At 64.1% G+C, this 24,429-nt stretch carries 30 protein-coding genes, 2 tRNA genes and 1 other RNA gene; 23 read left to right on the forward strand and 10 right to left on the reverse strand.

Features of this window, described 5'->3' with window-relative positions; genetic code table 11:
- The first annotated feature begins 62 nt into the window (after positions 1-62).
- From murI to K323_RS0115950, 4 genes are all read left to right on the forward strand, one after another.
- Positions 63-902, forward strand: coding sequence for a glutamate racemase (murI, locus tag K323_RS0115935; RefSeq protein WP_026851731.1), 840 nt, complete (start codon positions 63-65; stop codon positions 900-902).
- Entirely contained in the window at positions 899-1,666 is a 768-nt protein-coding gene (gene rph / locus K323_RS0115940) for a ribonuclease PH (RefSeq protein WP_022886270.1), read from the forward strand. Before murI ends, rph begins: the two co-directional genes overlap by 4 nt.
- A gap of 3 nt (positions 1,667-1,669) precedes the next feature.
- Entirely contained in the window at positions 1,670-2,260 is a 591-nt protein-coding gene (rdgB, locus tag K323_RS0115945) for an RdgB/HAM1 family non-canonical purine NTP pyrophosphatase (protein ID WP_022886271.1), read from the forward strand.
- Between the two features lie 126 nt (positions 2,261-2,386).
- Positions 2,387-3,298, forward strand: a complete 912-nt coding sequence (locus tag K323_RS0115950) for a cation diffusion facilitator family transporter (protein ID WP_022886272.1) — start codon at positions 2,387-2,389, stop codon at positions 3,296-3,298.
- A 9-nt stretch (positions 3,299-3,307) separates the two neighbouring features.
- On the opposite strand, the gene K323_RS0115955 is transcribed toward K323_RS0115950, so the two are convergent.
- The 4 genes from K323_RS0115955 to K323_RS0115970 form a co-directional block, all read right to left on the reverse strand.
- Positions 3,308-4,030, reverse strand: a complete 723-nt coding sequence (locus tag K323_RS0115955; RefSeq protein WP_026851733.1) for a DedA family protein — start codon at positions 4,028-4,030, stop codon at positions 3,308-3,310.
- Between the two features lie 96 nt (positions 4,031-4,126).
- The gene (locus tag K323_RS26675) at positions 4,127-4,816 is read right to left on the reverse strand and encodes a DedA family protein (RefSeq protein WP_084697379.1); all 690 of its coding nucleotides are present in this window, start codon (positions 4,814-4,816) and stop codon (positions 4,127-4,129) included.
- Positions 4,817-4,818: 2 nt separating this feature from the next.
- Complete coding sequence (locus K323_RS0115965; RefSeq protein WP_022886274.1) at positions 4,819-5,514, reverse strand: biliverdin-producing heme oxygenase; 696 nt, start codon at positions 5,512-5,514, stop codon at positions 4,819-4,821.
- Positions 5,515-5,611: 97 nt separating this feature from the next.
- Positions 5,612-5,693 (reverse strand) — tRNA-Leu (locus K323_RS0115970).
- Between the two features lie 137 nt (positions 5,694-5,830).
- Here K323_RS0115970 and K323_RS0115975 point away from each other — a divergent pair.
- Genes K323_RS0115975 through K323_RS0116005 form a run of 7 tightly spaced genes read left to right on the forward strand, consistent with a single transcriptional unit; the run spans position 5,831 to position 10,441 of the window.
- Positions 5,831-7,063, forward strand: a complete 1,233-nt coding sequence (locus tag K323_RS0115975; protein ID WP_022886275.1) for a TadA family conjugal transfer-associated ATPase — start codon at positions 5,831-5,833, stop codon at positions 7,061-7,063.
- Positions 7,060-7,923: a type II secretion system F family protein gene (locus K323_RS0115980; RefSeq protein WP_022886276.1), complete on the forward strand. Its 864-nt coding sequence runs from the start codon at positions 7,060-7,062 to the stop codon at positions 7,921-7,923. The genes K323_RS0115975 and K323_RS0115980 overlap by 4 nt, the downstream gene beginning before the upstream one ends.
- Positions 7,920-8,858 (forward strand): type II secretion system F family protein, encoded by a 939-nt coding sequence (locus tag K323_RS0115985; RefSeq protein WP_022886277.1) that lies wholly within the window; start codon positions 7,920-7,922, stop codon positions 8,856-8,858. The genes K323_RS0115980 and K323_RS0115985 overlap by 4 nt, the downstream gene beginning before the upstream one ends.
- A gap of 23 nt (positions 8,859-8,881) precedes the next feature.
- Positions 8,882-9,073 (forward strand): hypothetical protein, encoded by a 192-nt coding sequence (locus tag K323_RS0115990; RefSeq protein WP_022886278.1) that lies wholly within the window; start codon positions 8,882-8,884, stop codon positions 9,071-9,073.
- Positions 9,074-9,112: 39 nt separating this feature from the next.
- Positions 9,113-9,517: a TadE/TadG family type IV pilus assembly protein gene (locus tag K323_RS0115995; RefSeq protein WP_245571008.1), complete on the forward strand. Its 405-nt coding sequence runs from the start codon at positions 9,113-9,115 to the stop codon at positions 9,515-9,517.
- A complete protein-coding gene (locus tag K323_RS0116000; protein ID WP_022886280.1) occupies positions 9,492-9,986 on the forward strand; it encodes a hypothetical protein in 495 nt (164 codons plus the stop codon). Before K323_RS0115995 ends, K323_RS0116000 begins: the two co-directional genes overlap by 26 nt.
- Positions 9,983-10,441, forward strand: a complete 459-nt coding sequence (locus K323_RS0116005) for a pilus assembly protein TadG-related protein (RefSeq protein WP_026851737.1) — start codon at positions 9,983-9,985, stop codon at positions 10,439-10,441. Before K323_RS0116000 ends, K323_RS0116005 begins: the two co-directional genes overlap by 4 nt.
- A 34-nt stretch (positions 10,442-10,475) precedes the next feature.
- Here K323_RS0116005 and K323_RS0116010 read toward each other — a convergent pair whose 3' ends face one another.
- Positions 10,476-10,919 carry a nitroreductase family deazaflavin-dependent oxidoreductase gene (locus tag K323_RS0116010; RefSeq protein ID WP_022886282.1) on the reverse strand — a complete coding sequence of 148 codons (444 nt, stop codon included), beginning with the start codon at positions 10,917-10,919 and terminating at the stop codon, positions 10,476-10,478.
- 54 nt (positions 10,920-10,973) lie between these two features.
- Positions 10,974-12,254, reverse strand: a complete 1,281-nt coding sequence (locus K323_RS0116015; RefSeq protein ID WP_022886283.1) for an MFS transporter — start codon at positions 12,252-12,254, stop codon at positions 10,974-10,976.
- 93 nt (positions 12,255-12,347) lie between these two features.
- On the opposite strand from K323_RS0116015, the gene prfB reads away from it, so the two are divergent.
- The 9 genes from prfB to K323_RS0116055 all read left to right on the forward strand — a co-directional run bounded on the left by prfB (position 12,348) and on the right by K323_RS0116055 (position 19,215).
- A complete protein-coding gene (gene prfB / locus K323_RS0116020) occupies positions 12,348-13,457 on the forward strand; it encodes a peptide chain release factor 2 (protein WP_022886284.1) in 1,110 nt (369 codons plus the stop codon).
- A gap of 104 nt (positions 13,458-13,561) precedes the next feature.
- On the forward strand, positions 13,562-14,710 hold the full coding sequence (gene ftsE / locus K323_RS0116025) for a cell division ATP-binding protein FtsE (RefSeq protein WP_022886285.1): 1,149 nt from the start codon (positions 13,562-13,564) through the stop codon (positions 14,708-14,710).
- Positions 14,707-15,621: a permease-like cell division protein FtsX gene (gene ftsX, locus K323_RS0116030; RefSeq protein WP_022886286.1), complete on the forward strand. Its 915-nt coding sequence runs from the start codon at positions 14,707-14,709 to the stop codon at positions 15,619-15,621. Before ftsE ends, ftsX begins: the two co-directional genes overlap by 4 nt.
- A gap of 95 nt (positions 15,622-15,716) precedes the next feature.
- On the forward strand, positions 15,717-16,193 hold the full coding sequence (smpB, locus tag K323_RS0116035) for an SsrA-binding protein SmpB (RefSeq protein WP_026851738.1): 477 nt from the start codon (positions 15,717-15,719) through the stop codon (positions 16,191-16,193).
- Between the two features lie 14 nt (positions 16,194-16,207).
- Positions 16,208-16,954 (forward strand): tyrosine-protein phosphatase, encoded by a 747-nt coding sequence (locus K323_RS0116040; protein ID WP_022886288.1) that lies wholly within the window; start codon positions 16,208-16,210, stop codon positions 16,952-16,954.
- Positions 16,955-17,096: 142 nt separating this feature from the next.
- Positions 17,097-17,471: a transfer-messenger RNA gene (gene ssrA, locus K323_RS29525) on the forward strand.
- Positions 17,472-17,667: 196 nt separating this feature from the next.
- Positions 17,668-18,180, forward strand: a complete 513-nt coding sequence (locus K323_RS30075) for a hypothetical protein (protein WP_211219867.1) — start codon at positions 17,668-17,670, stop codon at positions 18,178-18,180.
- A complete protein-coding gene (locus K323_RS0116050; protein ID WP_022886290.1) occupies positions 18,174-18,362 on the forward strand; it encodes an alpha/beta fold hydrolase in 189 nt (62 codons plus the stop codon). The genes K323_RS30075 and K323_RS0116050 overlap by 7 nt, the downstream gene beginning before the upstream one ends.
- Positions 18,352-19,215, forward strand: coding sequence for an alpha/beta hydrolase (locus K323_RS0116055; RefSeq protein ID WP_084697385.1), 864 nt, complete (start codon positions 18,352-18,354; stop codon positions 19,213-19,215). The genes K323_RS0116050 and K323_RS0116055 overlap by 11 nt, the downstream gene beginning before the upstream one ends.
- A gap of 121 nt (positions 19,216-19,336) precedes the next feature.
- On the opposite strand, the gene K323_RS26680 is transcribed toward K323_RS0116055, so the two are convergent.
- Together K323_RS26680 and hisN are read right to left on the reverse strand one after the other, a co-directional pair.
- The gene (locus K323_RS26680; protein ID WP_022886292.1) at positions 19,337-19,855 is read right to left on the reverse strand and encodes a septum formation family protein; all 519 of its coding nucleotides are present in this window, start codon (positions 19,853-19,855) and stop codon (positions 19,337-19,339) included.
- A gap of 10 nt (positions 19,856-19,865) precedes the next feature.
- Positions 19,866-20,711, reverse strand: coding sequence for a histidinol-phosphatase (gene hisN, locus K323_RS0116065; RefSeq protein ID WP_026851739.1), 846 nt, complete (start codon positions 20,709-20,711; stop codon positions 19,866-19,868).
- 201 nt (positions 20,712-20,912) lie between these two features.
- Here hisN and K323_RS0116070 point away from each other — a divergent pair.
- The 3 genes from K323_RS0116070 to K323_RS0116080 all read left to right on the forward strand — a co-directional run bounded on the left by K323_RS0116070 (position 20,913) and on the right by K323_RS0116080 (position 22,630).
- Positions 20,913-20,988: transfer RNA gene (locus K323_RS0116070), tRNA-Lys, on the forward strand.
- A 203-nt stretch (positions 20,989-21,191) separates the two neighbouring features.
- Positions 21,192-21,398 carry a helix-turn-helix domain-containing protein gene (locus K323_RS0116075; RefSeq protein ID WP_022886293.1) on the forward strand — a complete coding sequence of 69 codons (207 nt, stop codon included), beginning with the start codon at positions 21,192-21,194 and terminating at the stop codon, positions 21,396-21,398.
- Entirely contained in the window at positions 21,395-22,630 is a 1,236-nt protein-coding gene (locus tag K323_RS0116080) for a tyrosine-type recombinase/integrase (RefSeq protein ID WP_022886294.1), read from the forward strand. Before K323_RS0116075 ends, K323_RS0116080 begins: the two co-directional genes overlap by 4 nt.
- 14 nt (positions 22,631-22,644) lie before the next feature.
- Here K323_RS0116080 and K323_RS0116085 read toward each other — a convergent pair whose 3' ends face one another.
- Together K323_RS0116085 and K323_RS0116090 are read right to left on the reverse strand one after the other, a co-directional pair.
- Positions 22,645-23,637 (reverse strand): nucleotidyl transferase AbiEii/AbiGii toxin family protein, encoded by a 993-nt coding sequence (locus K323_RS0116085; RefSeq protein ID WP_022886295.1) that lies wholly within the window; start codon positions 23,635-23,637, stop codon positions 22,645-22,647.
- Complete coding sequence (locus K323_RS0116090) at positions 23,634-24,338, reverse strand: hypothetical protein (protein WP_022886296.1); 705 nt, start codon at positions 24,336-24,338, stop codon at positions 23,634-23,636. Before K323_RS0116090 ends, K323_RS0116085 begins: the two co-directional genes overlap by 4 nt.
- Between the last annotated feature and the right edge of the window lie 91 nt (positions 24,339-24,429).

Genomic DNA, 24,429 nt, shown 5'->3' on the forward strand with positions numbered 1-24,429 from the left:
CTTCCCCCGATCGGCCCGTGATCACAGGTTAGCGGGAGATGGCGCGACTAAGCTTGCTCAACGTGACTGACGCACCGATTGGGATCTTCGACTCCGGGGTCGGTGGGCTCACTGTCGCCCGTGCAATCAAGGATCAGTTGCCGAACGAATCCCTTCTCTACATCGGCGATACGGCGCACTCGCCATACGGACCGAAGAAGATCGCTGACGTGCGAGGGTACGCACTCGAGGTGCTCGACGACCTGGTGGCGCAAGACGTGAAGCTCCTCGTGATTGCTTGCAATACGGCGTCGGCGGCGATGCTCCGCGATGCACGTGAGCGCTACAGCGTTCCGGTGATCGAGGTTATCCAGCCGGCCGTGCGGCGTGCTGTCGGCTCCACCAGAAACAACCGGGTCGGCGTGATCGGCACGGCAGGCACCGTCAATTCGCGCGCCTATGAAGATGCATTCGCCGCGGCCACCAACCTGAGCCTCTTCACTCAGGCCTGCCCCCGATTTGTCGAATTCGTCGAGGCCGGGGTCACCACCGGTGATGAGGTGCTCGCTGTCGCCGAGACCTATCTCGCACCGCTGCGGGAGGCCGGCGTCGACACACTGGTGCTTGGCTGCACCCACTACCCGTTCCTGAAGGGTGCCATCTCCTATGTGATGGGCGATGACGTCACCCTGGTTTCGAGCGACACTGAGACGGCGAACGACGTGTACCGGGTGCTCGTGAGCCAGAACCTGCTGCGCACCGTCGACGCCCCACCCACCTATCGTTATGAGGCGACAGGGGACAGCGCAACGGAGTTCCTGCGCCTGGCCCATCGTTTGATCGGCCCGGAGGTCGACGTCGTAGACCTCGTGCACACCGGTGCCATTTCATTACCAACCCGAAAACTCAGGGAGAACGCGTGACCGACCCCCAGCCATCCGCCGTCAACCAGCCGGCGGAAATCGTGCGCAGCGACGGCCGCGCCACAGACCAGCTTCGTGCAATCACCATCGAACGAGGGTGGAGCGACCAGGCAGAGGGGTCTGCACTGATCTCCTTCGGCCGCACCAAAGTTCTGTGCACGGCATCCTTCACCAACGGTGTTCCACGGTGGATGGCTGGAAAGGGCAAAGGGTGGGTCACTGCCGAATACGCGATGCTGCCTCGCTCGACGAACGAACGTATGGGGCGCGAGTCGGTCAAGGGGAAGATCGGCGGGCGCACCCATGAGATCAGCCGCCTGATCGGGCGCAGTCTTCGCGCCGTGGTCGACATGAAGGCCCTCGGCGAGAACACCATCGTCATCGACTGCGACGTTCTGCAGGCCGACGGCGGCACGCGCACGGCGGCCATCACCGGGGCCTACGTCGCACTTGCCGATGCGCTCGAATGGGGCAGGGCCAAGAAGTTCATCGGCCAGAAGGCCACACCGCTTATCGACAGCGTCGCCGCTGTCTCGGTCGGGATCATCGATGGCACACCCATGCTCGATCTGGCATATGTCGAGGACGTCAGGGCCGAGACTGACATGAATGTGGTCGTCACCGGGCGCGGCCTGTTCGTTGAAGTGCAGGGCACAGCAGAAGGTGCGCCGTTCGACCGCCGCGAACTGGACTCGCTGCTCGACCTCGCGGTCGGTGGCGCGGCAACGCTGACCGGGCTCCAGACCACCGCTCTCGAGGCCTGACCGGTGCAGGTCGTCCTCGCCACTCACAACGCCGGCAAAGTCGAAGAACTCCGCCGCATCCTGGACGGCACACTCCCGGGCCTCGAGGTTCTGTCGTACGACGGCTCAGAGCCGGTGGAGAGCGGCGCGACGTTCGCCGAGAACTCACTGCTCAAAGCCAGGGCCGCTGCTGCGTTCACCGGGCTCCCGGCCATCGCCGATGACTCCGGCATCTGCGTCGATGTCCTAGGAGGGTGTCCAGGGATCTTCTCCGCCCGCTGGGCGGGCCCGGCCCGAGACGCCGGAGACAACCTGCACCTGCTGCTCTGGCAGATCAGCGACCTAACCGAGGAACACCGCGCCGCACACTTCACCTGCGTTGCCGCCATCGCACTGCCAGACGGCACTGAGCGATACGTGACCGGTGAGTGGCCTGGGCGAATCCTGCCGGAGCCCGCCGGCACTGGTGGTTTCGGTTACGACCCGATCTTCCTCCCAGACGGTCACAGTGTGTCGGCAGCGGAACTGCCTGACGGTGAGAAAGACCGGATCAGCCACCGGGCCAGGGCGTTCGGCCAGCTCATTCCGGTACTTGAGGAGCTTCTCGGCAGCTGAGCGCCCTGTTAATCAACCCGGCGACACACCGGGTTGATTCAGACGCATGCTGCAGCTGAGAATGGCACTCATTCCTATCTGGCGGTCACGCTGGCTATCGCGCTCCGGCGCTCGTACGGTGGAGTCATGGGACACGATCACGGCCACGCAACACAGGCGAATCGCACGCGCCTGTCGATCGCGATCGGCATTATCGGCGTCTCCCTTGTGGTCGAAATCGTCGGCGCCTGGTTGTCTGGTTCGCTCGCGCTGCTCGCCGACGCCGGGCACATGTTCTCCGACCTCGCCGGTCTTATCATCGCTCTGACCGCCACCGTGGTCGCTGCGCGCCCGGCAACGGACCGCCAGACCTTCGGCTACCAGCGAGCCGAAGTGTTCGCCGCACTCATCAACGGCCTGATCCTGATTGCCGTCGCGATCTCCGTCGTCATCGGAGCTGTGATTCGGCTGACGGGGCAGTCCGAGACCGAGGTTCATGCGAGCCCGCTGCTGATCGTTGCGATCATCGGACTCGTTGCCAACATCTGTGCCCTGCTGCTGTTGCGGCCCGCCGCCGGCAACTCCATCAACATGCGCGGCGCCTACCTCGAAGTCCTTGGCGACACCATCGGCTCGCTGGCGGTGATAGGAGCGGCCATCGTAATCCTCACCACGGGCTTCGTGCAGGCGGATGCCATCGCCTCGCTGGCCATCGCCGTCATGATCGCCCCGCGCGCATTTTCACTCCTGCGCGATGTGGTGCGCGTACTGAGCGAATCTGCGCCTGCAGACACCGATGTCGCCGAGATCCGGAAGCACATCCTCGGCACCGCAGGCGTCGTCGATGTGCACGATGTGCACGTCTGGGCGATCACCTCAGGAGCACCGGTGTTCACTGCCCACGTGGTGGTCGAGCCTGCCGTGCTCCGCGGGGGTGGCGCCGGAAAGCTACTCGATGACCTGGGCGGATGCCTGTCAGATCACTTCGACGTTGCGCATTCCACGTTCCAGATCGAACCTGCTGAGCACGCGGCGCATGAGGATCAGGCCCACAACTGAAACGCCCGGCTACTCGTGCTTTCCGTCGTGTTCCGTGCTGAAGACCTCTGGGTCAAGCACCAGCTTGTCTGTTTCGACCTGTGCGTTCCGCGCTGAACGCTTCGCCTTGATGGTCGACTGCACGTAGTGATACACGGTCGGCACGAGCGTCACAACCACAGCGCCGAGCAGGATCACGTCGATGTACGACTTCACAAATTCAGCGACGGGTGGAATCAAGTTGAGCATGTACCCGGCAAAAGTGAGGCCCGCACCCCAGATCATTGCGCCGATGAAGTTGTAGAGCGAGTACTTTTTGTAGTTCATGTGCCCGACGCCCGCGGCGACAGGAGCGAAGGTGCGCACGATGGGCACAAAGCGGGCGAGGATGACGGCGATACCACCGAACCGTTCGAAGAACGAGTTGGTGCGGCGCACGTTCTCAACGCTGAAGATGCCGGACTCCTTGCGTTCGAAGACGCGGGGTCCGAGCTTGTGGCCGATCAGATAACCGACCTCACCACCCAGGAAGGCGGCCGCTCCGATTGCGAGGCAGACCCACCAGATGTCGATCATGATGAGGCTCCCGGTCACCAAGCCCGTGATGACGAGCAGCGTGTCGCCCGGAAGCAGGAATCCGACGAGCAGCCCGGTTTCGGCAAAGACGATCGCGCACACCACAACGAGGGCCCAGGGGCCAGCCGAGTTGATGATCAGTTCCGGGTCGAGCCAGGGAATGAGTGCGGTGTGGATGGCGAGCTCCAGTCGTCGTCAGATAGCGTGGCGGTGGCGGCAGCAAGTCGGATGCCGCGTTCCAGAGTAACGTGCCTCACCGAGATTGTGCCGGGATTATTCGGGGGGATTCCCCCCGAATTCGTGGGGCTGCGCGACGACGGATTCTCGCTTTTTGATCGTCTCCGCTCGGTCGGCGCGCCAGGTGCGATACCCGAACACGATGGAGGCGACGATGAAGAATCCGGCAATGATGTACGCCGCGTTCTTCACCCCGGGAATCGAAGCGGCGTAGAACCCGGTGAGGGTGATGCCGACTCCCCAGGCCAGCGCGCCGACGAGGTTGCTGCTGAGAAACCTGTAGTAGTTCATACGGCCCACCCCGGCGATGACCGGGACGAGCACCCGCGCCCACGGCATGAAGCGGGCGATCACCACAGACCACCAGCCGAACTTCCGGTAGAACGATTCGGTTTTCACGATCGCGAGTTGGGTGCGCCGCCCGCCGTGGCGGTCGAGGTAGCCGCGGCCGTACCGTCGGCCGAGGAGGAAGCCGACCTGGTCGCCGAGGAACGCCGCGATTCCGGTTCCGGTGGCAAGGATGACGATACTGAGGTTCGACGTTGATGCCGCGACGAGCCCGGAAGCGAAGAGCAGTGAGTCGCCGGTCACGAAGGGGATGAAGACCCCGAGGAGGAGCGCGGTGCCGGCGAAGACGAGACCCCAGATGACCACGTAGAACACGATGACGCCGGCCTGGGCGAACACATCATTCAGTTGGTTGCTGAGCGCCGAGGAGTGGAGCACTCCTAGGCCGCCAGTTCGTCGAATATTGCCCCGTTGAAGGTGAATGCGGCGTCTACTTCAGCAACGAGGTCGTCTACCTCCTCCTTCGACAGGGTGAGGGCGTTCAGGCCGTCGCGGTAGGCGCGCTTGTATTTGACGATGTCGCCGATGTCGTCGAAACGGTAGAACGAGAGCTGTTCCGCGGTTGCTCCGTAGTGGCGTGCGACCAGGCGCGAGATGGCCTGGCCGCCAGAGAGATCGCCGAGGTACCTGGTGTAGTGGTGGGCCAGGCAGCGAAGGTTGTCAGATTGGGCAAGTGCGCGCAGATGAGTGACATACGCCACGGTGGCTGGCAGCGGGGGATGTTCACGTCGCCAGTCACTCACGCCGAGGGCGGTGAGGTCATTTTCGATGGTGGCCAGGCGGGCGAGTGTCGGATCGAACAGGTCGAGTGACTTCACTCTGACCACGAGTTCTTCGAGTGCTTCGTAGACCCAGGCATACTGCGCGAGATAGCGGGTGTAGTCGGCCAGTGACCGCTGGCCGCGCATCAGTTCGGTGATAAAGGTGCGCTGTTCGGTGCTGCGGTGCTGTTCGGCCGAGCTTGACCGGATGTGGTCGGCCAGATCGACTGGTGTGTCGGTGATCGTTGCCTCGGTGATCATCGGGTCGGAGTTCGTCGGCTCCGTGATCGTCAGGTCGGTGATCGTCGGGTTCATTGGCTCGCGTCCGTCTGGGTAAGGTTGGTAAGGCAATCCTAACTCACCCCAGTCGTCCAGGACCAGCGCGAAGCGCATTCCCCGTGGCCGTGCGATGTGCGGGAGAGGGGACTTGAACCCCCACGCTCGAAAGCACAGGAACCTAAATCCTGCGTGTCTGCCAATTTCACCACTCCCGCGAGTGCCGTACCAGTGTACTTTGCGACATTGACTCTGACGCCAGAGTGCCAATCGCCAGGTCGCGAGCTTCTCGGCAGAAGTCGGCGCCTGTGGATAACTTAAACGCGACGAGGGCGAATAGGGGCATCATGCTTTCATGAGTGAGGCCGTCCGCATCATCACCGAACAGGTGCGGCTGCGCGTGCGCAGAGACGGTGTCGATCTCGCCGCCGACAACGCGCTCGCAGAACAATACGTGCGCGACGAGGTGCAGCGCTACAGCGAGCGCGCCCTCGGCGGTTCGCTTCCCCTGATCGCCGATGAGCACCAGGCGGCCAGGGAGGTCGTGGCATCCCTGACCGGCTTCGGCGCGCTCCAGCCGCTTCTCGATGACCCGGGTATAGAAGAGATCTGGATCAACGCGCCGTCCCGCGTGTTCATCGCACGTGACGGTGTTTCTGAGCTCACTACGATGGTGCTCACCGAGCGTGAAGTGCGAGACCTGGTCGAACGGATGCTGCAGGCATCCGGTCGTCGTGTTGACCTGTCGTCGCCGTTCGTCGATGCATCGTTGCCAGACGGGTCGCGGCTCCATGTCGTGATTCCCGATATCACGCAGAAGCACTGGGCAGTCAATATTCGCAAGTTCACCCGTCGCATCCGTGACCTGAACCAGTTGGTGGGGCTCGGGTCGCTGAGCCAGCAGGCGGCGGAGTTTCTGCGTATGTGCGTGCTCGCCGGGCAGAACATCCTCGTTTCCGGTGCGACGCAGACCGGAAAGACGACGATGCTGAACGCGCTGCTCTCGGCCTCAAGGCAGAACGAGCGCATCGTCACGGTGGAGGAGACCTTCGAGCTCGACCTCAGCGCCCGCGACGTCGTCGCCATGCAGTGTCGCCAGCCCAGCTTGGAGGGAACGGGGGAGATCACGCTCCGCAGGCTGATCAAGGAAGCCATGCGGATGCGACCGGACCGCATCGTTGTCGGTGAGGTGCGCGAAGCGGAGAGCCTCGACCTGCTGATCGCGCTTAATAGCGGATTGCCAGGAGCCTGCTCGATTCACGCCAACAGCGCACGTGACGCGCTCTCAAAACTCTCCACGCTGCCGCTTCTGGCCGGGCGCAACATTGACTCGGCGTTTGTGCTGCCGACGGTTGCCGGCTGCATCGACATCGTTGTGCACTGTGAACTCGATCGCCACGGACGGCGCCGGGTCGGCGAGATCATCGCGCCGAGCGGGCAGTTGTCAGGGGTGACGATCGAGGCCAGCCCGATCTTCCGTTCGACTGGAGGCGTTCTCGAGCCGACTGGCGGTTACCCGACCAAGCTCGCCAAGTTTCATGCGGCTGGGCTGGATCCGGCGGTTGTGCTTCGGCAGGGGGCGGCATGACGCTCGCCCTTGGGTGCCTGCTGGCCGCAGGGATTCTGCTCGTGGCGTCGCCATTTCTCTGGCCGGCCACTACCGGTTCCGTTCCGACGAAGCCGGGCATCCGCGACCGGGCCAGAACCCACCTGGTGCAGGCGGGGCTTGGCGCGGTTCCCGTTCCTGCCTTTCTGGCGATCTCCATTGTTCTCGGCGTGGCCGGCGGAGCATTCGTTCAGGCCGTGCTCGGGGTGTTCGCGCTCGCCGTTGTGACCGCCATCGGCGGAATTCTGCTGCCGAGCCTCCTGGTGCGGTGGCGCGCGATGTCGAAGCGCCGGGCAAACCGTACGGTGTGGCCTGACGTCGTTGACCACCTGGTTGCGGCCGTGCGGTCAGGGCTGGCGCTTCCCGACAGCGTCAGCAGCCTGGCCCAGGCTGGGCCGGTCGGGACCCGTGCTGCATTCGCCGAGTTCGAACGCGAGTACCGTGCGACCGGCAGTTTCACCCGAAGTCTCGATCAATTGAAGGATGCCATGGCCGATCCGATCGCGGATCGCATCCTGGAGACACTCCGCATGGCGCGAGAGGTCGGTGGCAGCGACTTGACGGTTGTGCTCCGCAGTCTTGCCGCCTGGCTTCGCCAGGACGCCGCCATCCGCCAGGAGGTCGAAGCCAGGCAATCCTGGATCCTGAACGCGGCGAAACTCGGAGTCGCAGCGCCGTGGATCATCCTCCTGCTGCTCGCCACCCGACCTGAGGCCGCGCTTGCGTACAACACGCCGGCGGGGCTCGCCGTCATCCTCGGTGGCCTGGTGATCTCGGTCGTTGCCTATCGGGTCATGCTCGCCCTCGGCAAGTTGCCGCAGGAACGCCGGTGGTTCCAATGAGCGCGTCGCTCGCCTGGGGCGTTTTTCTGGGGACGGCATTGGGGGTCGGGCTCTGGTCACTGGTCAGCCTGATGCCCCGCCTGCAACGGCCGCGGTTGGCGGACCGAGTTGCACCGTACGTGCAGGGCGTCTCGGCCGAGGCGCGAGCATTCGTTGGACGACGCACGGTCGACCCGCTTCCCGTGCTCGGAAGCCTCTTCGCACCCGCATTCGGGCGCCTGACCACCCTGCTCGCCGCTCTCCTCGGCGGTACGGATGTCGTGGAGAGACGACTGAGACAGTCCGGTTCATCGAAGACTGCCCTGCAATTCCGAGCGGAGCAGCTCCTGTGGGCGCTCGCGGCGCTGGCCGGCGGCATCATCGTGGTGATTGCCGTTCCGGCTTTCCGCACCCTGCCGATGATCGCGCAAGTGGTGTTTCCCGTCGTGGTCGGCGTGTGCGGTGCGCTGCTTCGCGATTGGCGGCTGAAGCGAGTGGCGAACGCCCGCCTCGACAGAATGCAGAGTGAATTGCCGACCATCCTCGAATTCATCACGCTGTCGTTGTCGGCGGGCGAGGGCATCCTCGATTCGTTACGCAGGGTGTCAGCGACCAGCTCAGGGGAGTTGTCGAGGGAGTTGGCGATTGTCGTGGCGGAGGTGCGCACCGGCGTGCCGCTCGCTGACGCCCTGCAGACATTGGCCGGGCGCATCCGTCTCGCACCCCTCACTCGATGTGTCGAGCAGATCAACGGAGCGCTGGAGCGTGGATCACCGCTGGCCGAGATTCTGCGGGCACAGGCGCAGGACGCCCGCGACGAAGCGAAGCGCGGGCTGCTTGAACTCTCGGGCAAAAAAGAGGTGGCGATGCTGGTTCCGCTGGTTTTCCTCATCCTGCCGCTCACTATCGCCTTCGCCGTATTTCCGGGAATCTTCGTACTGCAGGCAGGTTTCTGACAACCACAACGGAAGGATCGTCCATGAAAACACACCGACAGAGGCTCACGGCCTGGTTCCTGCATCGCTTCTATTCCGACGAAACCGGCGACGTTCCCGGCTGGGTTCTCATCACGCTGATGACAGCAGGCCTGGTGATCATCATCTGGGGTCTCGCCGGACCGGCGCTCAGCGGCGTATTCCAACAGGCGATAGACCGGGTCAGCGGGTTCTGATCCGCGCTGGCCGGCTCGACCGAAATCACTGGACAGATCATGAAACGGATGCGCCTGCGCGCTGTTCTGCGCGATGAGAGCGGTTCTGCCGTGGCCGAGTTCGTCATGGTCGTGTCGTTGCTCACGGTTCTGACACTCTCGGTGCTGCAACTCGGCCTGGCCCTGCACGTGCGCAACACTGTGCTCGATGCTGCCGCAGAAGGTGCTCGCCTGGCGTCCCTCGCCGACAGCGGACTCGCCGATGGTGCTGCTCGCACTCGCGACCTGATCACCGTGGCACTCGGTCCGTCGTATGCCGGCCAGGTCGAGGCGAGTTATGGCGATTTCGGCGGGCACTCCAGCGCACAGGTGCACGTGGTTGCGCCGTTGCCACTTCTGGGACTCATCGGCCCAGGCCGCGGGCTGGAGGTCACCGGCCATGCCGCCGTTGAAACGCTGGAGTAGCGCGTCACTCAGGTGTGGGCCCCTGCGGTGGAAGCGTTGGAAGAAGGACGACGGTTCCGCCTCGCTGGAGTTCATCACCGCCGGCATGATCCTGCTGGTACCGATCGTGTACCTGATCCTGGCGATGGCGTCGATCCAGGCCGGGGCGTTCGCCGTCGAAGGCGCGGCCAGGCAAGCGGCCAGGGTCTACGTGCAGGCTCCGGACGAGACCGCCGCCCAGGCGATGGTTGCCCGTGCCGTTGAGGTGGGGCTCGCCGATTACGGCCTTGAGTCTGCTGACGCGAATGTGGAGATCACCTGTGAGACTCCGGCGGCCTGCCTGACCAGGCAGAGCGCGGTGACCGTGACCGTTCGCCTGTCGGTCACCCTCCCGCTGGTGCCAGACGTGCTGTCGCTCCAGAGCGCGGCCGCCATCCCGCTCCAGGCCACCGCAACCCAGACCGTCTCCCGCTTCTGGGGCTCCGAATGAGCGCTCCCCGCCAGACACCGAGCAGAAGGGTGACGGATGACGAGGGTTCGACGCTGCTGCTGACGATTTTCTACGGATTCCTCGCGCTGGTTCTCGTGCTGGTCGTTGTCGCGGCGAGTTCGTTGTACCTGGAACGGAAACGCCTATTCACCCTGGCAGACGGTGCGGCGCTCGCCGGAGCGGAAGCATTTGAGCTCGACTCCGTCGCCGTGGAAGGCGACCTGTTGCGACCGGTGTTGACCTCGACAGACGTCGACGCGGCTGTCGCCGAGTACCTGGCCACCGCCCCACACGCGGCGTTCGAGGGATTAACCGTGACGCAGGCGGCATCCGTCGACGGCCAAAGCGCAACGGTATCGCTCGCGGCATTCTGGCGACCACCCGTGTTGACCCTGGTCATACCAGACGGTGTTCCGCTCGAGGTGACCGCTGTGGCGCGCTCGGTGTTTTGGTGAGCGCGCCCATTCAGCCGTGCCTATTCAACCGTGCCTACTCGGCCGTGAGCGGCTCCAGCACAAACAGCGGAATCTCCCTGTCAGTCTTCGTCTGGTAGTCGGCGTACGGGGGATACGCGGCCAATGCCCGCTCCCACCACTGGGCCTTCTCGTCGCCGGTGACCTCGCGGGCCGTCATGTCCCACTTGTCAGCGCCGTCCTGCAGCTCAACGTGTGGGTGCGCGACGACGTTGAAATACCAGACCGGATGCTTCGGGGCGCCGCCGAGGGAGGCGACGACGGCATAGCGCCCATCGTGCTCGACACGCATGAGCGCGGCCTTCCGCAGGTTGCCTGACTTGGCGCCTTTCGAGGTCAACACAACGACGGGCATTCCGTTCATCGTTGTGCCCTTCGTGCCGCCTGAACTTTCAATGAGGTCGACCTGATCGCGTGACCAGGTGGATGGACTGGGTTCGTATTCTCCGCTGAGTGGCATGTTCTGGGCAACGCGACCGTCATCGAAAAGATTCCGTCATCGAAAAGATTCCGCTCAGCTGCGCCGGGGGCGTTTCGGCGTCTTCACGTGCGGAATGTACCGCGGCAGGTAGCGCCAGAGCAGTCCGGCACCGAGCAGCCCCAGAACTCCCATCACCCCGCTGGCGACCGAGAGCGACACCAAGGCGGTTACCCCGGAGACCGCCAGCGGAGCCGCTGCGCTGCCCAGGTCGCCGGTGAACCGCCACGCGCCGAGGAAGGGCGCCGGATTGTTCTTGGGCGCCAGGTCGGCACCGGTGGTCATCAGCAGCCCACTGCCGATGCCGTTCGCGAGCGAGAGGAACATGGCGACACCGATGAACCACTCCACGTTCGCGGGCTGGTCTGCGGTGACGGAGAGCACCAGGTGACCGATGCCGAGGCCGATCATCGAAGGCAGGGCGGTCCAGATTCGGCCGAAGCGGTCCATGATCTGGCCACTGGCGTAGAACAGCGCGAAGTCGATCGCGCCGGCGATGCCGATGATCAGCGCGGTGTCCGGTTCGCTGATGCCGATGCTCACGGCCCAGAGCGGAATGATGACCATGCGGCTGGCCCTCATCGCTCCGATCAGTCCGGCTCCCGTTCCCAATCGCACGAGAACCGCCCGGTAGCTCCAAATCGTGCGGAACAGGCCCTGGGCTTCTTCTGCAGCGAGTTCCTCGCCGGCACTTCGTACCGAACCGTCCGGCGCCACCGCGACCTGTGCTGGGCCGAAGGTGCTCTCAGGGTCTGGCAGTAGCAGGAGTGTCACCGCCGCAGCCAGGCAACACGCCACGAACACCCAGAACACAATCTGGGTCCCCCCGGTGAGGTGGATCAGGCCGGCAGCGATGAACGGCCCAATGAACCAGCCGGCGCGGAAGATGCCGCCGAGGGTGGAGAGTGCGCGCGCCCGGTAGGCGACGGGAACATAACTGGTCATGAACGCGTGCCTCGCCAGGGCGAAGACGGCCGTGGCCAGCCCCACCAGGAAGATGCCGATTCCCAGCACGAGCGGGTTCGGCGCAATGATGCAGACGATGATCGCGACGATCGCCAGCAGCGACGCCCAGATCATCGAGCTCCGCTCCCCGATGCGCGACACCACCCAGCCGCTGGGGATGTCTCCGACCAGTTCGCCGACCAGAACCATCGCGGCAACGAGTCCGGCAACCGCGAGTGACGCACCGAGGTTGTGGGCGACGATCGGGATGAGAGGGATGATGGCGCCCTCACCGATCGAGAACAGCAGCGTGGGAAGGAAGGCGGCGAGTGCGACGGAGCGCAGGCTGAAGGGGCGCTCTGACTCACTCATCGCGTTCGATGCTACGCCAGCGCGTTGCCACGCCTGGCGCCCGACCTGGCGCCCGACCTTCCTCCCAGCACGGGCCAGTAGGCTGGTGCCGATATGGATGAGCTGGATTTCTCGGAACAGATCGCCGCATTGCGGGCCACGTTTGGCGACATCCGGTCGGTGATCGACGTCGACCGGCTGCGCGCGGACATCGCCGACCTCAGCGAGCAAGCCGGCGTGCCCGATCTCTGGGACGACACCGATCGCGCCCAGAAAGTCACCAGCGCGCTCAGCCACCGGCAGTCGGAGCTCGCCCGCGTCGAGAGCATCGAGTCACGGCTCGATGACCTCGAGGTGTTGGTCGAACTCGCCAACGGCGAGCACGACCAGGAGTCAGCGGATGAGGCGGTCGTTGAACTCAAGGGCATTCAGAAGGTCATCGGCAACCTCGAGGTGCAGACCCTGCTGAACGGAGAGTTCGACCCTCGTCCGGCGGTCGTCACGATTCGGGCAGGGGCCGGGGGAGTGGATGCCGCCGACTTCGCCGAGATGCTCATGCGCATGTACCTGCGCTGGGCTGAACAGCACAACTACTCCGCGACCGTGCTCGACACGAGCTATGCGGAGGAGGCCGGCATCAAGTCGGCCACTTTCGAGATCGACGCCCCCTATGCCTTCGGCACTCTGAGCGTTGAGGCAGGCACGCATCGGCTGGTGCGGATGAGCCCCTTCAACTCTGCCGGCAAACGCCAGACGTCGTTCGCCGCAGTCGAGGTCGTGCCCCTGATCGAACAGACGGATGTCATCGAGGTGCCCGACAACGACATCCGCATCGACGTGTTCCGCTCAAGCGGTCCAGGCGGCCAGTCGGTCAACACGACGGACTCCGCCGTGCGCATCACCCACCTGCCGACCGGAATCGTGGTGAGCTGCCAGAACGAGAAGAGCCAGATCCAGAACCGGGCGGCAGCCCTGCGCGTTCTGCAGTCGCGCCTCCTTCTGCTGCAGCGTGAACAGGAGGCCGCCACCAAGAAGGAACTCGCCGGCAACATCACGGCAAGCTGGGGCGATCAGATGCGCAGTTATGTGCTTGCGCCGTACCAGATGGTCAAGGACCTGCGCACAGATTATGAGGTGAACAACCCGACGCACGTTTTCGACGGTGACCTCGATGGGTTTATCGCCGCCGGCATCCGTTGGCGTAAGCAGAAGCCCGCAGCCTAATGCACGCATTCACTCTGATCGGATTGGGCTCTCTGGCACCGGTGCCCGAATTGGGGCATGTCGCTCTCGATAAAACACGGAAGCCTGCTTAGGCTCAAAACGCCATGATCCGCTTTGATCACATCACCAAAAAATATCCGGGTACGAACCGACCGGCCCTGAACTCCATCGACGTCGAAATCCTTCGCGGGGAGTTCGTCTTCCTGGTCGGCGCATCCGGCTCCGGGAAGTCCAGCTGCCTGAGGCTCGTGTTGAAGGAAGAGAAACCGACCAGCGGCAGCATTCACGTGCTCGGCCAGGACCTGCGGTCGATCTCCAATCGCAAAGTTCCGTACTTTCGCCGCAATCTCGGCGTGGTCTTCCAGGACTTTCGGCTGTTGCCGAACAAAAACGTCTACGACAATGTCGCATTCAGCCTCCAGGTCATCGGAAAGTCGCGCGGCTTCATCCAGGAAGCAGTGCCAGACACCCTCAAGATGGTGGGGCTCGCCGAGAAGGCGCAGCGGTTGCCGCACGAGCTCTCCGGTGGAGAGCAGCAGCGCGTCGCGATCGCCCGTGCCATCGTGAACAAGCCGCAGATCCTGTTGGCGGACGAGCCGACCGGAAACCTCGACCCGACGACCAGTGCCGGAATCATGGCGCTGTTGGAACGGATCAACGCGGGCGGCACCACGGTGATGATGGCGACCCACGAGGCCGGCATCGTCGACCAGATGCAGCGTCGTGTGATCGAACTGGTGAGTGGCGAGATCGTGCGTGACGAGCGACAGGGCGGTTACGGCCGCACCAGCGCCATCCCATTGCCGATCCCGGAAGACGCGCTCGCAGCATCCGCTCGCCGTGTTGGTGTACCCGTACATGAGGAGGCCGCCAGGGCAACGCCCGTCGCCGCGGAACTCCCGGTGCGGTCGGCGGTCGATGAGACCGCGCAGCAGTCTTTCGCGCCTCCGACGTTCGCGCCTCAGGCATTTGCGCCGCCGGCTCCGGCCAGCGCCGAAGAACCGACGGTCATGACCACCGCGGCAGACTCTGGAATGCCGATCGCCGTGCCCGCCCACGAAGCTGAGGCCGAGAAGCCGGTTCCGGATGACGCGGCGGAAGTCGAGCAGGAAGCAGCAATGCCTCGTCCAGTGCTGCCGGTCACGCAACAAGACGTTCCCGAACAACTCACTCTCGCGGAGAAACTCGGCTTGCGGGCTCCGGGGGAGAAACCGGACCAGACCGGTGAGCAGAATGTGGGGCCAACCCGATGAGACTCGGACTTGTCCTTTCTGAAGCCGCGAACGGCCTGCGGCGCAATGCGTCGATGGTGGTTTCCGTCGTTCTGGTTACCTTCATTTCACTGACATTCGTCGGCGCGGCAATCCTGATGCAGATGCAGATTGGCCAGATGAAGAACTTCTGGTACGACCGCGCGCAGGTCGGCATCTACATGTGCACGGCCATCTCACCTGGCGAGACCTGCACGGCAGGAGAAGCGAACGAGGAACAGATCGCGGCCGTTGAAGCGCAGTTGAAGTCTCCGACGCTCGCCCAGTTCGTCGACAAGTACTACTTCGAGACCCACGAGCAGGCATTCGAGAACTTCAAGAAGCAGTTCGAGGGGAACCCGGTTGCCGACTATGTGACGCCTGACCAGCTGAACCAGACGTTCTGGGTGAATCTCACTGATCCGTCGCAGTCCGACGTGATGGTGGAGAGCTTCTCCGGTGTGGCCGGAGTGGAGAACGTGACGGATCAGCGAAAATACCTCGACCAGATCTTCTCCGTACTGAACGCCGCGAGCTTCACGGCCATCGGCATCGCTGTGCTTATGTTGGTCGCCGCAGCCCTGCTCATCGCCACCACGATCCGCCTCTCTGCCTATTCGCGGCGTCGTGAGCTCGGCATCATGCGGCTCGTCGGGGCATCGAACCGATTCATCCAGACCCCGTTCGTGCTGGAAGGCGTGTTTGCTGCCCTTCTTGGCTCCCTCCTGGCGGGAGGGGCGATCGTGGCGATCGTGCAGTGGTTCGTGCAGGGGTACCTCGGGGCGCGGTTCAGCGGGTTCGCACTAATCGGCATGGAAGATGCCCTGGTGGTGGTGCCGATCCTGCTTGTCGTCGGCGCCGTGCTGGCGGCGTTCTCCGCGAACTTCGCGATCAGCCGTTATCTGAGGGTCTGAGCTCCGCCGCGTCACGGTCATCATCCACCCACTAGACTGATGGGCTGCGTGCCATGCAGGCGCCAGAGCTAAACAGTCAGAGCGAGGAGTATGCCGTGCCAAGGGAACGAGGCGAGAAGGTCGTTGCGACCAATCGCAAGGCGCGACACGACTACACGATCGAGGACACCTTCGAGGCCGGGATGGTCTTGAGTGGCACCGAGGTGAAGTCGTTGCGCGCCGGTCGAGCCTCCCTCGTCGACGGATATGCCTTCATCGAAGCCGGGGAGGCGTGGCTCGATGCCGTGCACATCCCGGAGTACACCGCAGGCACCTGGACGAACCACCCGCCGCGACGTAAGCGCAAGCTGTTGCTGCACAAAAAAGAGATTCTCAAGATCAGCCACAAGACGAAAGAGGGTGGGTACACCCTCGTTCCGTTGAAGATCTACTTCAGCGATGGTCGGGCCAAGGTCGAGATCGCCGTCGCCAAGGGTAAGAAGGAATACGACAAGCGCCAGACGCTGCGCGAGCGCCAAGACAAGCGTGAGTCAGACAGGGCGATGTCCGCGCGAAAGCACCTCGGCGAATAAGGCAGTGGTACTCGATGCCCGTCTCCCCTCGAATCCCGGTGCCCGGCACCTACAACTTCAGGGAGCCGGGCGGCTACCCTGCGGAGGCCGGGATGGTGCGGCCTGGCAAGCTCTTTCGCTCCGACGGTCTGCACAGCCTCGGGGACGACGGACGGGCAGAGCTCTCCCTCCTTGGCGTGCGAACGGTGATCGACCTGCGTGACGATTTCGAAGCATCCGCTCAGCCAGACGCGCTCGACGGTCTTGACCTTGAGGTCGTGCGTCTTCCGGTGTTCGAAGGGCGCGGTTCGTCTGACGGTACCAACGCGATTGCCCTGTCGTCGCTGTACGAGCGTGTGGTGACCGAGCACTCTGAGGTGGTTGTCGAAGCGCTCCGTCGGATTGCCGGCAGCGGCGACGCCGCCGTGCTGGTGCATTGCACGGCTGGAAAGGACCGCACCGGGATCGTCGTGGCTCTTGCCCTGCTCGCCGTTGGCGTGGATCGTGCGCTGGTGGTTGAGGACTACGCGGCGTCACAGTCGAATCTCGACGGCGCCTGGCTGAACGAGATGCTGGCACTCATCGCCCGCTACGGAGTCGAAGAGACGCCGGAGTTGCGGGTGCTGCTGGGTGGGAGTCCGCCAGAGGTGCTCGACGACATGCTCGATGTGATCGAGGAGCGCCACGGGTCGATCCACAAGTACCTGCTGGCGTCTGGGCTGAGCCAGGGCGATCTCGCCCGGCTGCAGCGGGTGCTTGTCGAAACGCCCGATTTGACGTAGAATAAAAGGCTGCACCGGGTACAGTCGTGGTTCTTCGATCATGGTTGTTGGCGGGTGCGGATTTGGAAACTCAACAGCGTGTGACAGTGACCCACCTCAAATCAGCCAGACCTCAATCGGTCAGTCTGATGCAGGTGCGCATGGGGATGATCGGTTTCGACATTGCCTGCGCAATTATGAGAAGCGGGTCGAGGATGCAGGGTTATCTCGTAAACGATCTCTGCAAACTATAAGTGCCAATTCAAAGCGCACTGACTTCGCTCTCGCTGCCTAAGCGAGCGCACTAAAGAAGTCCGTCAGACCGGGAATGCTCTCTACCCGGATCCTGGCGCCAACTAGAGAGCTTGCTTCTACATTGAGCCGCGGGGTGTAGAGGGACTCTAACGAGGGCTGGGCTTGTCGGATTAGGTGCCAGTGGCAAATTCCGGAGCCGAGTAGAACGATTTCACTGGATATACCCGTAGAAGGCATATGACCACAGCAGTGGACGGGGGTTCAATTCCCCCCATCTCCACCATCGTCGCTGTCACACGTTGTCGAACGAAAGAGGTCACCCGTCACGGGTGGCCTCTTTTTTCGGGACTCAGTCGTCTCGGAGCGCACCGCTGCTTTGGCGCCCCGAGAACTGAGGTGATCTATTCTGTTTCGTTCGCAAAAGCCGTACATTAATTGCGTGACCCCGGCAAAGTCGCCGAGCCCGCGAATGGCGGAACATGACCGAATCATCTGGAGTAAGGGGGCGCAGGAGCAGGCGGCCTGCGGTGGCTGTCATCGGCGCGGTCTCCATCGCTCTCCTTGCAGGTGGCTGCACGGCGGAAACTGTAGCTACGCCCTCCGACGAGAGCACGACGGTCGCCTGGACGAGTTGCGGTGAGCGTCTCGAATGCGCCACTGTCCCTGTGCCCCTGGACTGGGGCGACGTGAATGGCGAGACAATTGACCTCGCGGTGATCAAACACGCGGCGAGCAAGCCTGACCAGAAGATCGGAACGATCTTCACCGACCCCGGCGGACCGGGCGACACCGGCGTCGGCTTCGTCAAGGACGCCGGCGATGAACTCGACGGGTGGGGCGACGGGCGATTCGACTGGATCGGTTGGGACCCCAGAGGCACATACGGCAGTACCCCGGTGAAATGCTTTCGAACGGACGCCGAGGAGGCCGAGTTCTGGGACGGCGTTCGGGTCCGACCACGACGGCCGAGCCTGAGGCATTCACGGTGCTGACCACCGAACTCGCCCAGCGGTGCGACGAAGTCATGGGACCGGTCCTCTCGCACATTTCAACGGCCGACACCGCGCGAGACCTCGATCGGCTTCGCCAACTCGTTGGCGAGGAGAAGCTGACCTACGTCGGTCTCTCGTATGGCACGATGATCGGCCAGACCTACGCCAAACATGTTTCCTGAACACGTTCGCGCCATGTACCTCGACGGCCTTGTCGATCCGGTCGCATACACGACAGACGCCGAGACGCGGTCCGCCAGTGGTGCGTCGGGCACCGACGAGGTGTTCGCCCAGTTCCTCGCGACCTGCGACACGGCAGGACCCGATCGGTGCGCACTCGCCGGTCACGGTGAGACCGCCGCCGAACGGGTCGACGGGCTCTTCGAGCGGGCGAGGCAAGGGCCGATCCCGGCACCGAACGCCAGCCCTGCCGGCGATCTCACCTACAGCGACCTGGTGGTCTCGTCGTACGCGGCACTCCGGAGACCCGAGCTCTGGCCCGACTACGCCGAGCAGCTGAACGCCGCAGCCGAAGGCGATGCCTCGGCTCTGGCCACTGCTGCTGCTCCATCCCGCGGCCCCGGAATGTGGGCAGAGGCGACGAAGTCCTCCGCCATTTCCTGCCTCGACGGACCCGCTTCCAAGCCGGTGAGCGACTGGCCGACGGTGATCGACGATCTCACCGATGTCAGCAGCCTGAGCGGGCCGATCCAGGGTTGGTGGTTGTGGGCTCCCTGTGCCTCTGACTGGCCGGCGAGTAGCGCCGATCGCTACACAGGCCCGTGGGACGCCGAAACCGAGGTTCCGATCCTGCTCGTCGGCACGCGGTACGACCCGGCGACCAGTTATCAGAACGCAGTGCGTTCAGAGAAACTCCTCGGCAACGCGATCCTGCTCACTCATGAAGGGTATGGTCACCTGAGTTTCCAAGACCCGAGCCAGTGCATTGAAGAAGCAAAGACGCGCTACCTCGTCGACCTCGAAACACCGGCACCAGGCACGGTGTGCCAGTCCGACAAGAAGCCGTTCATGTGACGTGACGCCCACACCCTTCGCGCCCCCAGAGGAAAGAACTCAGAGGAAAGAACTCAGAGGAAAGAACTCAGAGGAAAGAACTCAGAGGAAAGAACTCAGAGGAAAGAACTCAGACTGGGACCTAACGGGCGGCACCCTGGAGGGTGCCACTGACCTGACCGTCCATGTCCAGGATGAGGCAGCTCACCACGTGGTCGTCCATTTCTGTCCAGCTCTGTTCGGTCGGAGTTAGATAACTGTAGTTCAGCGCCGATGAGTCGTATGGAATCCCGGCGAACGCTTCGAACTGCGCGGCGCAGCCTTGTTCGGCAGCGGCTGTCACAGCATCTTCACCCGGAAACTCTGCGCCGGGCAGTTCGAGTTCGTAATACACCTCGTAGTCGTGACTTTCGCTGCACGGGACGATGGGCACGCTCGAGACGGTCTCAGCGGTGACGTCGTTCATGCAGTCTCCGACGGCGAGGTCGTAGACATCCGTTTCGCTGCCCTCGCCGGCACCAGGCGTCGCCGTCTCCTGGTCGGACTGCTTCGGGAAGAGATCGCTGATGGCACTGCAGCCGGCCAGTACGCCGCCGGCGATGGCCAACGCGGCGACGGTGAGGGAAATGCGTCGCACACGGGTGGATCGAAGTGACGTCACTGGGATCTCTCTAGGTTCTCGGCGTGCGGTTCGTCGGCGCCCGGTTCGTCGGTGCCTGGAGTGCGGCCAGCGTCGCCTGGTGGAGGATGCCGTTGGTTGCCAGTGCGCTTCCGTGCCATGGCCCATCCTGCCCGTCGACCGAGGTGAAGCGTCCGCCGGACTCTTCGACGATGGGCGCCAGCGCAGCCATATCGTACGGCTGCAGGTCGAACTCGCCCGCGATGTCTATGAGTCCCTCTGCGAGCAGCATGTACGACCACATGTCGCCGTATGCGCGAGTGCGCCAGACCTGGCGGCTGAGGGCTACGAGCTGATCGAGGTGGCCTGCCTGATCCCACTGCTGGATGCTGTTGTAGCTGAGGGAAGCATCGGTGAGATCGGAAACCCGGGACACTTGCAGGCGTATCGGGGCTGCGCCGGGTGTGCGTTCGTCGGTCATCCAGGCGCCGCCTCCTGTGGTCGCCCACCAGCGCTTCCCGAGGGCGGGAGCACTGACAACGCCAAGAACGGGTACACCGTCGATTGCCAGTGAGATGAGAGTGGCCCAGATCGGTACGCCGCGCAGGAAGTTCGCCGTGCCGTCGATGGGGTCGATGATCCACTGTCGGTCTGTCGGCCCTTCTGTTCCGTACTCCTCGCCCAGGATGCCGTCCGATGGGCGAGAGTCGGCGAGACCGGAGCGGATGACACGCTCAACGGCCTGATCGGCATCCGTCACCGGAGTGCGGTCTGGCTTGGTGGTCACGACGAGGTCGAGGGCGCGGAACCGATCGCGGGAGATTGTGTCTGCGGCATCAGCAAGCCGGATCGCGACCGCGAGGTCGTCGTCGAGAGAGTACGAAGCGGGAGGAGTCATCCTCACAAGAATACTGATGTTCGCCACTGTTGAGCGTGCGCCGTCCTGAGCTTGTCGAAGGGTCGAAACCACGGTTCTTATCACGCCCAGACCGTCGCTGCGAGTTACGAATTCTGTGTGCCATGACCGATTCGCATCGAGCGCTTCCGTGATGCTAATGTTGGTCCTCGGCTCGGGGTATTCGAAACCGAGGCCAGCCACGCACCTCTAGCTCAATTGGCAGAGCAACTGACTCTTAATCAGTGGGTTCCCGGTTCAAGTCCGGGGGGGTGCACCAGTCACTGGGCCTGAGCCCCGTAGTTACCTAACAACTACGGGGCTCAGGTGTTTTCACACATACCCACAGCGACACTCAAGTCGTCAGAAACTCGTCAAAAACCCCCGCAGACTCGCCCTCCGCGAGCCTCGTCACCCGGTTGTTTCGGGGTATTCCCCGTTGACCTCCGGGTGGTGCCGGGAGTCCGGTCCTACCTACGAGGTATGAACGATCCTCGCCCCTTCGCAGAGCTGCCGAGCCGTCTTGAGCGACTGCTTACGGTGCAGCAGCTTTCGGACTACCTCGGCGTGCCGGTCAAGACGCTCTACGAGTGGCGCACACAGAAGGTCGGTCCTCGCGCGGTCAAGGTGGGGCGTACGCTGCGCTATCCCGAGAGTCACGTGATCGACTGGCTGGAGGAGCAGTCGTGAGCCGCCCCGTTCAGCCGCTGGGCACCTACGGGTCGATTTCGGTGAGAAAGCTCGGTGCGAAGTATGCGGCCACCACGCGCTACCGCGACATGGACGGCGACTACCTCCGCATTCAGGCCGCGGCAACCAGCGAGACAAAGGCCACGAATGCGCTCAAGGCGAAGATCGCCGAGCAAGTGGACACAGCGGGCGATAGTGACCTGGATCGCAACACCAGCCTGCGCGACCTCGCGAGCTACTGGCTGGAGGAGGTTCGCGTTACCGGCCGGCAGGCTCCGCAGACGCTCGATGCCTACGAGCGCAGTCTGGAGGTGGTCGTGCTCCCGGCGCTCGGTCAGTTGCGGCTACGGGAGCTGACCGTCGGCCGCGTCGATCGGTTCCTGAAGGCACTGGCACCCCAACACCCGTCGCGCGCCCGTCGGGCCAAGATCGTGCTCGCGCTGGTCTTTGACCTCGCCGTGCGACACGACGCGGTAGGCAAGAACCCGGTGCGCGACACCGCGCCCGTTCCGCGCGGACGCAAGGAGATTCGCAGCCTCGACCACGCCGAACTTGCGCGGCTGCGTGACGCCGTGGCGAAGTGGCGCACGGGCGAGAAGGTGCACGGTCCCAAGCCCGATGGTCAGCTCGCCGACGTCATCGAAACGATCCTTGGTACCTCTGCGCGCATCGGCGAAGCGCTGGCGATCCGCAAGTGCGACGTCGACATGACCGTCTCGCCGCCGGAGGTCACGATCAGCGGAACACTCGTGCAGCGCAGGGGGCACAGTCTGTACCGGCAGCCTCAGGTCAAGCACTCGAAGGACTGGCGAATCATCGCCGTGCCGAGCTACACGGCCCAAGCCATTCGCTCACGGCTCGCGATGCTGGGCAACGTGCCTGACGATCACCCGATCTTCAGCACCCGCAATGGCACGTTTATCTCCCCGAACAACCTGCGCCGCCAGCTTCGCGCCGTGCTCGCGTCAGCGGGGCTGCCGGAGGACCTCGACCTGAGCGATATCACCCCGCACACATTCCGCAAGACCGTAGCCCCGACGATTGACCAGGCAGCCTCCATAGACCTCGCCGCAGAACTGCTCGGCCACGCCTCGAAGGAGGTCACCGAGACCTACTACGTTCAGCCTACGAAGCGGGTGAACCCGGTCACGGCGGAGATTCTCGAACGATTAGCTCCCGACGGCGGCGGGTCGACGCTCGGCAGCGCTGAGCTGGACGGCGACGGCGTGTGAGGGCTTGGGGATGCTCAGACGTCGAGTAACTTTGCGTCGGCGTGTACCTGAGCGAGCACGTCATCGAAGGTCGGTGGTTGCTCGGTGCCGTAGTAGAGGTCGCGCATGGCGGCATCGTGTTCTGCCTGGAGGCGCTCGGCGAGTGGCGAGGCGGCATCGAAGGCGGGCGATGCGGCGAACCCGCCCTCGGGCAGGGGCAGATCGGGCTTGCCGAACGCGGCGGAGACCTCGCGGGCGCTGTTGAGGATCTCGGCCACGAGGCTCCTGTCGGCGAACAGGTCGCGCACGGCGGGCGTGAGTAGCAGAGCGTGGATGTCGTAGAGCTGGCGTCCGATGCGCGGCCAGCCGTGGGGGCCTGTGGTTGCGTCGGGATTGCCGGCGAAGTTATTGACGCGCAGCAGCTTCTCCAGCAGCGTGCGGCCAGGGTGCAGGATCGGGACGTCGAAGGATGCCAGGTCGTTCCACGTGCTGGTGTCGAAGCGCGCGGCGTCGAGTTCTCGGCTGAGCAGCGACGTCACCGGGTGGTTGGCGTGCGGGTTCGGCCCGCCGGACTGCCCCAGCTCGACGAGGATCGCGGCGGGGTCGGCGATCGCGCCCGGTGTGCCGCGGTGTTCCAGCGGCGGATTCAGGTAGCCCGCGCGATGGAACGTGCCGGAGTTGCCGCCCGCGGTGACGTCCGACGGTTCCGCGCCGGTGGCTGCAGCAGCACTGGCGAGGATGTTACGTAGCGCGCGTTGCTCGGCGTTCTTCGACGGGTACTGGCCGATGACGAGCAGGTCGAGGTCTTCGGAGAATCGGCGGATGATCCGCAGCTTCTCCAGACTTGTACCGCCCTTAAAAACGATCTCGTCGGGGTGCGCGGTTGTGATCGAGCGCAGCGCCTCGCAAACCCAGTAGTCCTTCTCTACGGCGAGTGGCTGCACCCCGAGGCGTTCCGCGGCGGCGAGGATCGTGTCGCGGAACACCCCCGGATCGTCATCCCGCCACAGTGTCGCCTCTTCGTTCATGCGAACGCCAGCGTCGCCAGTGCGGCGGATTCGGTGCGGCGGTCGGCGGCGGGCACCCGGTCGGCAAGGTCCGACCGGCCCGCGGCGGTCAGCAGCGCCCTGAGCCGTGCGCGCGTCTGCCCCGGCTCCGTCGTGGCAGCATCCGCGAGCCGCTCTGCGCGTACGATGCCGGAGCGCAGCAGCTCGGTGAGCTGCCGGGTAGCCTGCGCGAGCTCTACCTCGACCAGGGCAGGCCAGTCATCGAGCACTTCGAGCATGGCAACCTCAGTCGGGGTCAGGCGCGTCGCGGCCCGTCCGGTGCGGGCAGCGCGGGAGACGAACATGACGGCACCGGCATCCGAGGGCGCACGGTCGGGAACGGCGATCTGCGCACGCCGGGGAACCTGCGTCGACAGTCGAAGCGCATTCGCCGCGGACAGGCCCGCTGGCCCGACGCCAGCGCCGGGCGTGAGAGCCTCGACCAGGCGTTCCGGGGAAGGCGGTGCCATCCCGAGCGGGGTCTTCGTTCCGCGCCAGTACAGGCCGCGGCGGATGCGCCGGAGTTCGCCTCGGTCTTCCAAGTCACCGAGCAGGTGGTGCACGGTCGACGGGCTGAGCTGGAGGTCGGAGGGCTGCCAGAACCGATCGCGCGAGGCAAGCACGGCCTGCCGCGCGCGCGCCGCACCCTGACGGTCACGATGGGGTGCAAGTGCAGTTGTCACGTCGACCCTCCCTTCTGGTAACAGGATACGAGATCCTGCGGTAGTCCAGTTTACATAGTGATACGGGAAACTGCACTAATTGTCGTACTGT

Source organism: Glaciibacter superstes DSM 21135 (assembly GCF_000421145.1).
In the GTDB taxonomy this organism is placed as follows: domain Bacteria; phylum Actinomycetota; class Actinomycetes; order Actinomycetales; family Microbacteriaceae; genus Cryobacterium; species Cryobacterium superstes.

Coding starts and splice junctions, on each gene's coding strand:
- K323_RS0115950 (WP_022886272.1), top strand. CDS start 2,387: ATGGGACACGATCACGGCCACGCAACACAGGCGAATCGCACGCGCCTG.
- K323_RS0115965 (WP_022886274.1), bottom strand. CDS start 5,514: ATGAACCCGACGATCACCGACCTGACGATCACGGAGCCGACGAACTCC.
- K323_RS0115975 (WP_022886275.1), top strand. CDS start 5,831: ATGAGTGAGGCCGTCCGCATCATCACCGAACAGGTGCGGCTGCGCGTG.
- K323_RS0115980 (WP_022886276.1), top strand. CDS start 7,060: ATGACGCTCGCCCTTGGGTGCCTGCTGGCCGCAGGGATTCTGCTCGTG.
- K323_RS0115985 (WP_022886277.1), top strand. CDS start 7,920: ATGAGCGCGTCGCTCGCCTGGGGCGTTTTTCTGGGGACGGCATTGGGG.
- K323_RS0115990 (WP_022886278.1), top strand. CDS start 8,882: ATGAAAACACACCGACAGAGGCTCACGGCCTGGTTCCTGCATCGCTTC.
- K323_RS0115995 (WP_245571008.1), top strand. CDS start 9,113: ATGAAACGGATGCGCCTGCGCGCTGTTCTGCGCGATGAGAGCGGTTCT.
- K323_RS0116000 (WP_022886280.1), top strand. CDS start 9,492: ATGCCGCCGTTGAAACGCTGGAGTAGCGCGTCACTCAGGTGTGGGCCC.
- K323_RS0116005 (WP_026851737.1), top strand. CDS start 9,983: ATGAGCGCTCCCCGCCAGACACCGAGCAGAAGGGTGACGGATGACGAG.
- K323_RS0116010 (WP_022886282.1), bottom strand. CDS start 10,919: ATGCCACTCAGCGGAGAATACGAACCCAGTCCATCCACCTGGTCACGC.
- K323_RS0116015 (WP_022886283.1), bottom strand. CDS start 12,254: ATGAGTGAGTCAGAGCGCCCCTTCAGCCTGCGCTCCGTCGCACTCGCC.
- prfB (WP_022886284.1), top strand. CDS start 12,348: ATGGATGAGCTGGATTTCTCGGAACAGATCGCCGCATTGCGGGCCACG.
- ftsE (WP_022886285.1), top strand. CDS start 13,562: ATGATCCGCTTTGATCACATCACCAAAAAATATCCGGGTACGAACCGA.
- ftsX (WP_022886286.1), top strand. CDS start 14,707: ATGAGACTCGGACTTGTCCTTTCTGAAGCCGCGAACGGCCTGCGGCGC.
- K323_RS0116040 (WP_022886288.1), top strand. CDS start 16,208: ATGCCCGTCTCCCCTCGAATCCCGGTGCCCGGCACCTACAACTTCAGG.
- K323_RS30075 (WP_211219867.1), top strand. CDS start 17,668: ATGACCGAATCATCTGGAGTAAGGGGGCGCAGGAGCAGGCGGCCTGCG.
- K323_RS0116055 (WP_084697385.1), top strand. CDS start 18,352: ATGTTTCCTGAACACGTTCGCGCCATGTACCTCGACGGCCTTGTCGAT.
- hisN (WP_026851739.1), bottom strand. CDS start 20,711: ATGACTCCTCCCGCTTCGTACTCTCTCGACGACGACCTCGCGGTCGCG.
- K323_RS0116075 (WP_022886293.1), top strand. CDS start 21,192: ATGAACGATCCTCGCCCCTTCGCAGAGCTGCCGAGCCGTCTTGAGCGA.
- K323_RS0116085 (WP_022886295.1), bottom strand. CDS start 23,637: ATGAACGAAGAGGCGACACTGTGGCGGGATGACGATCCGGGGGTGTTC.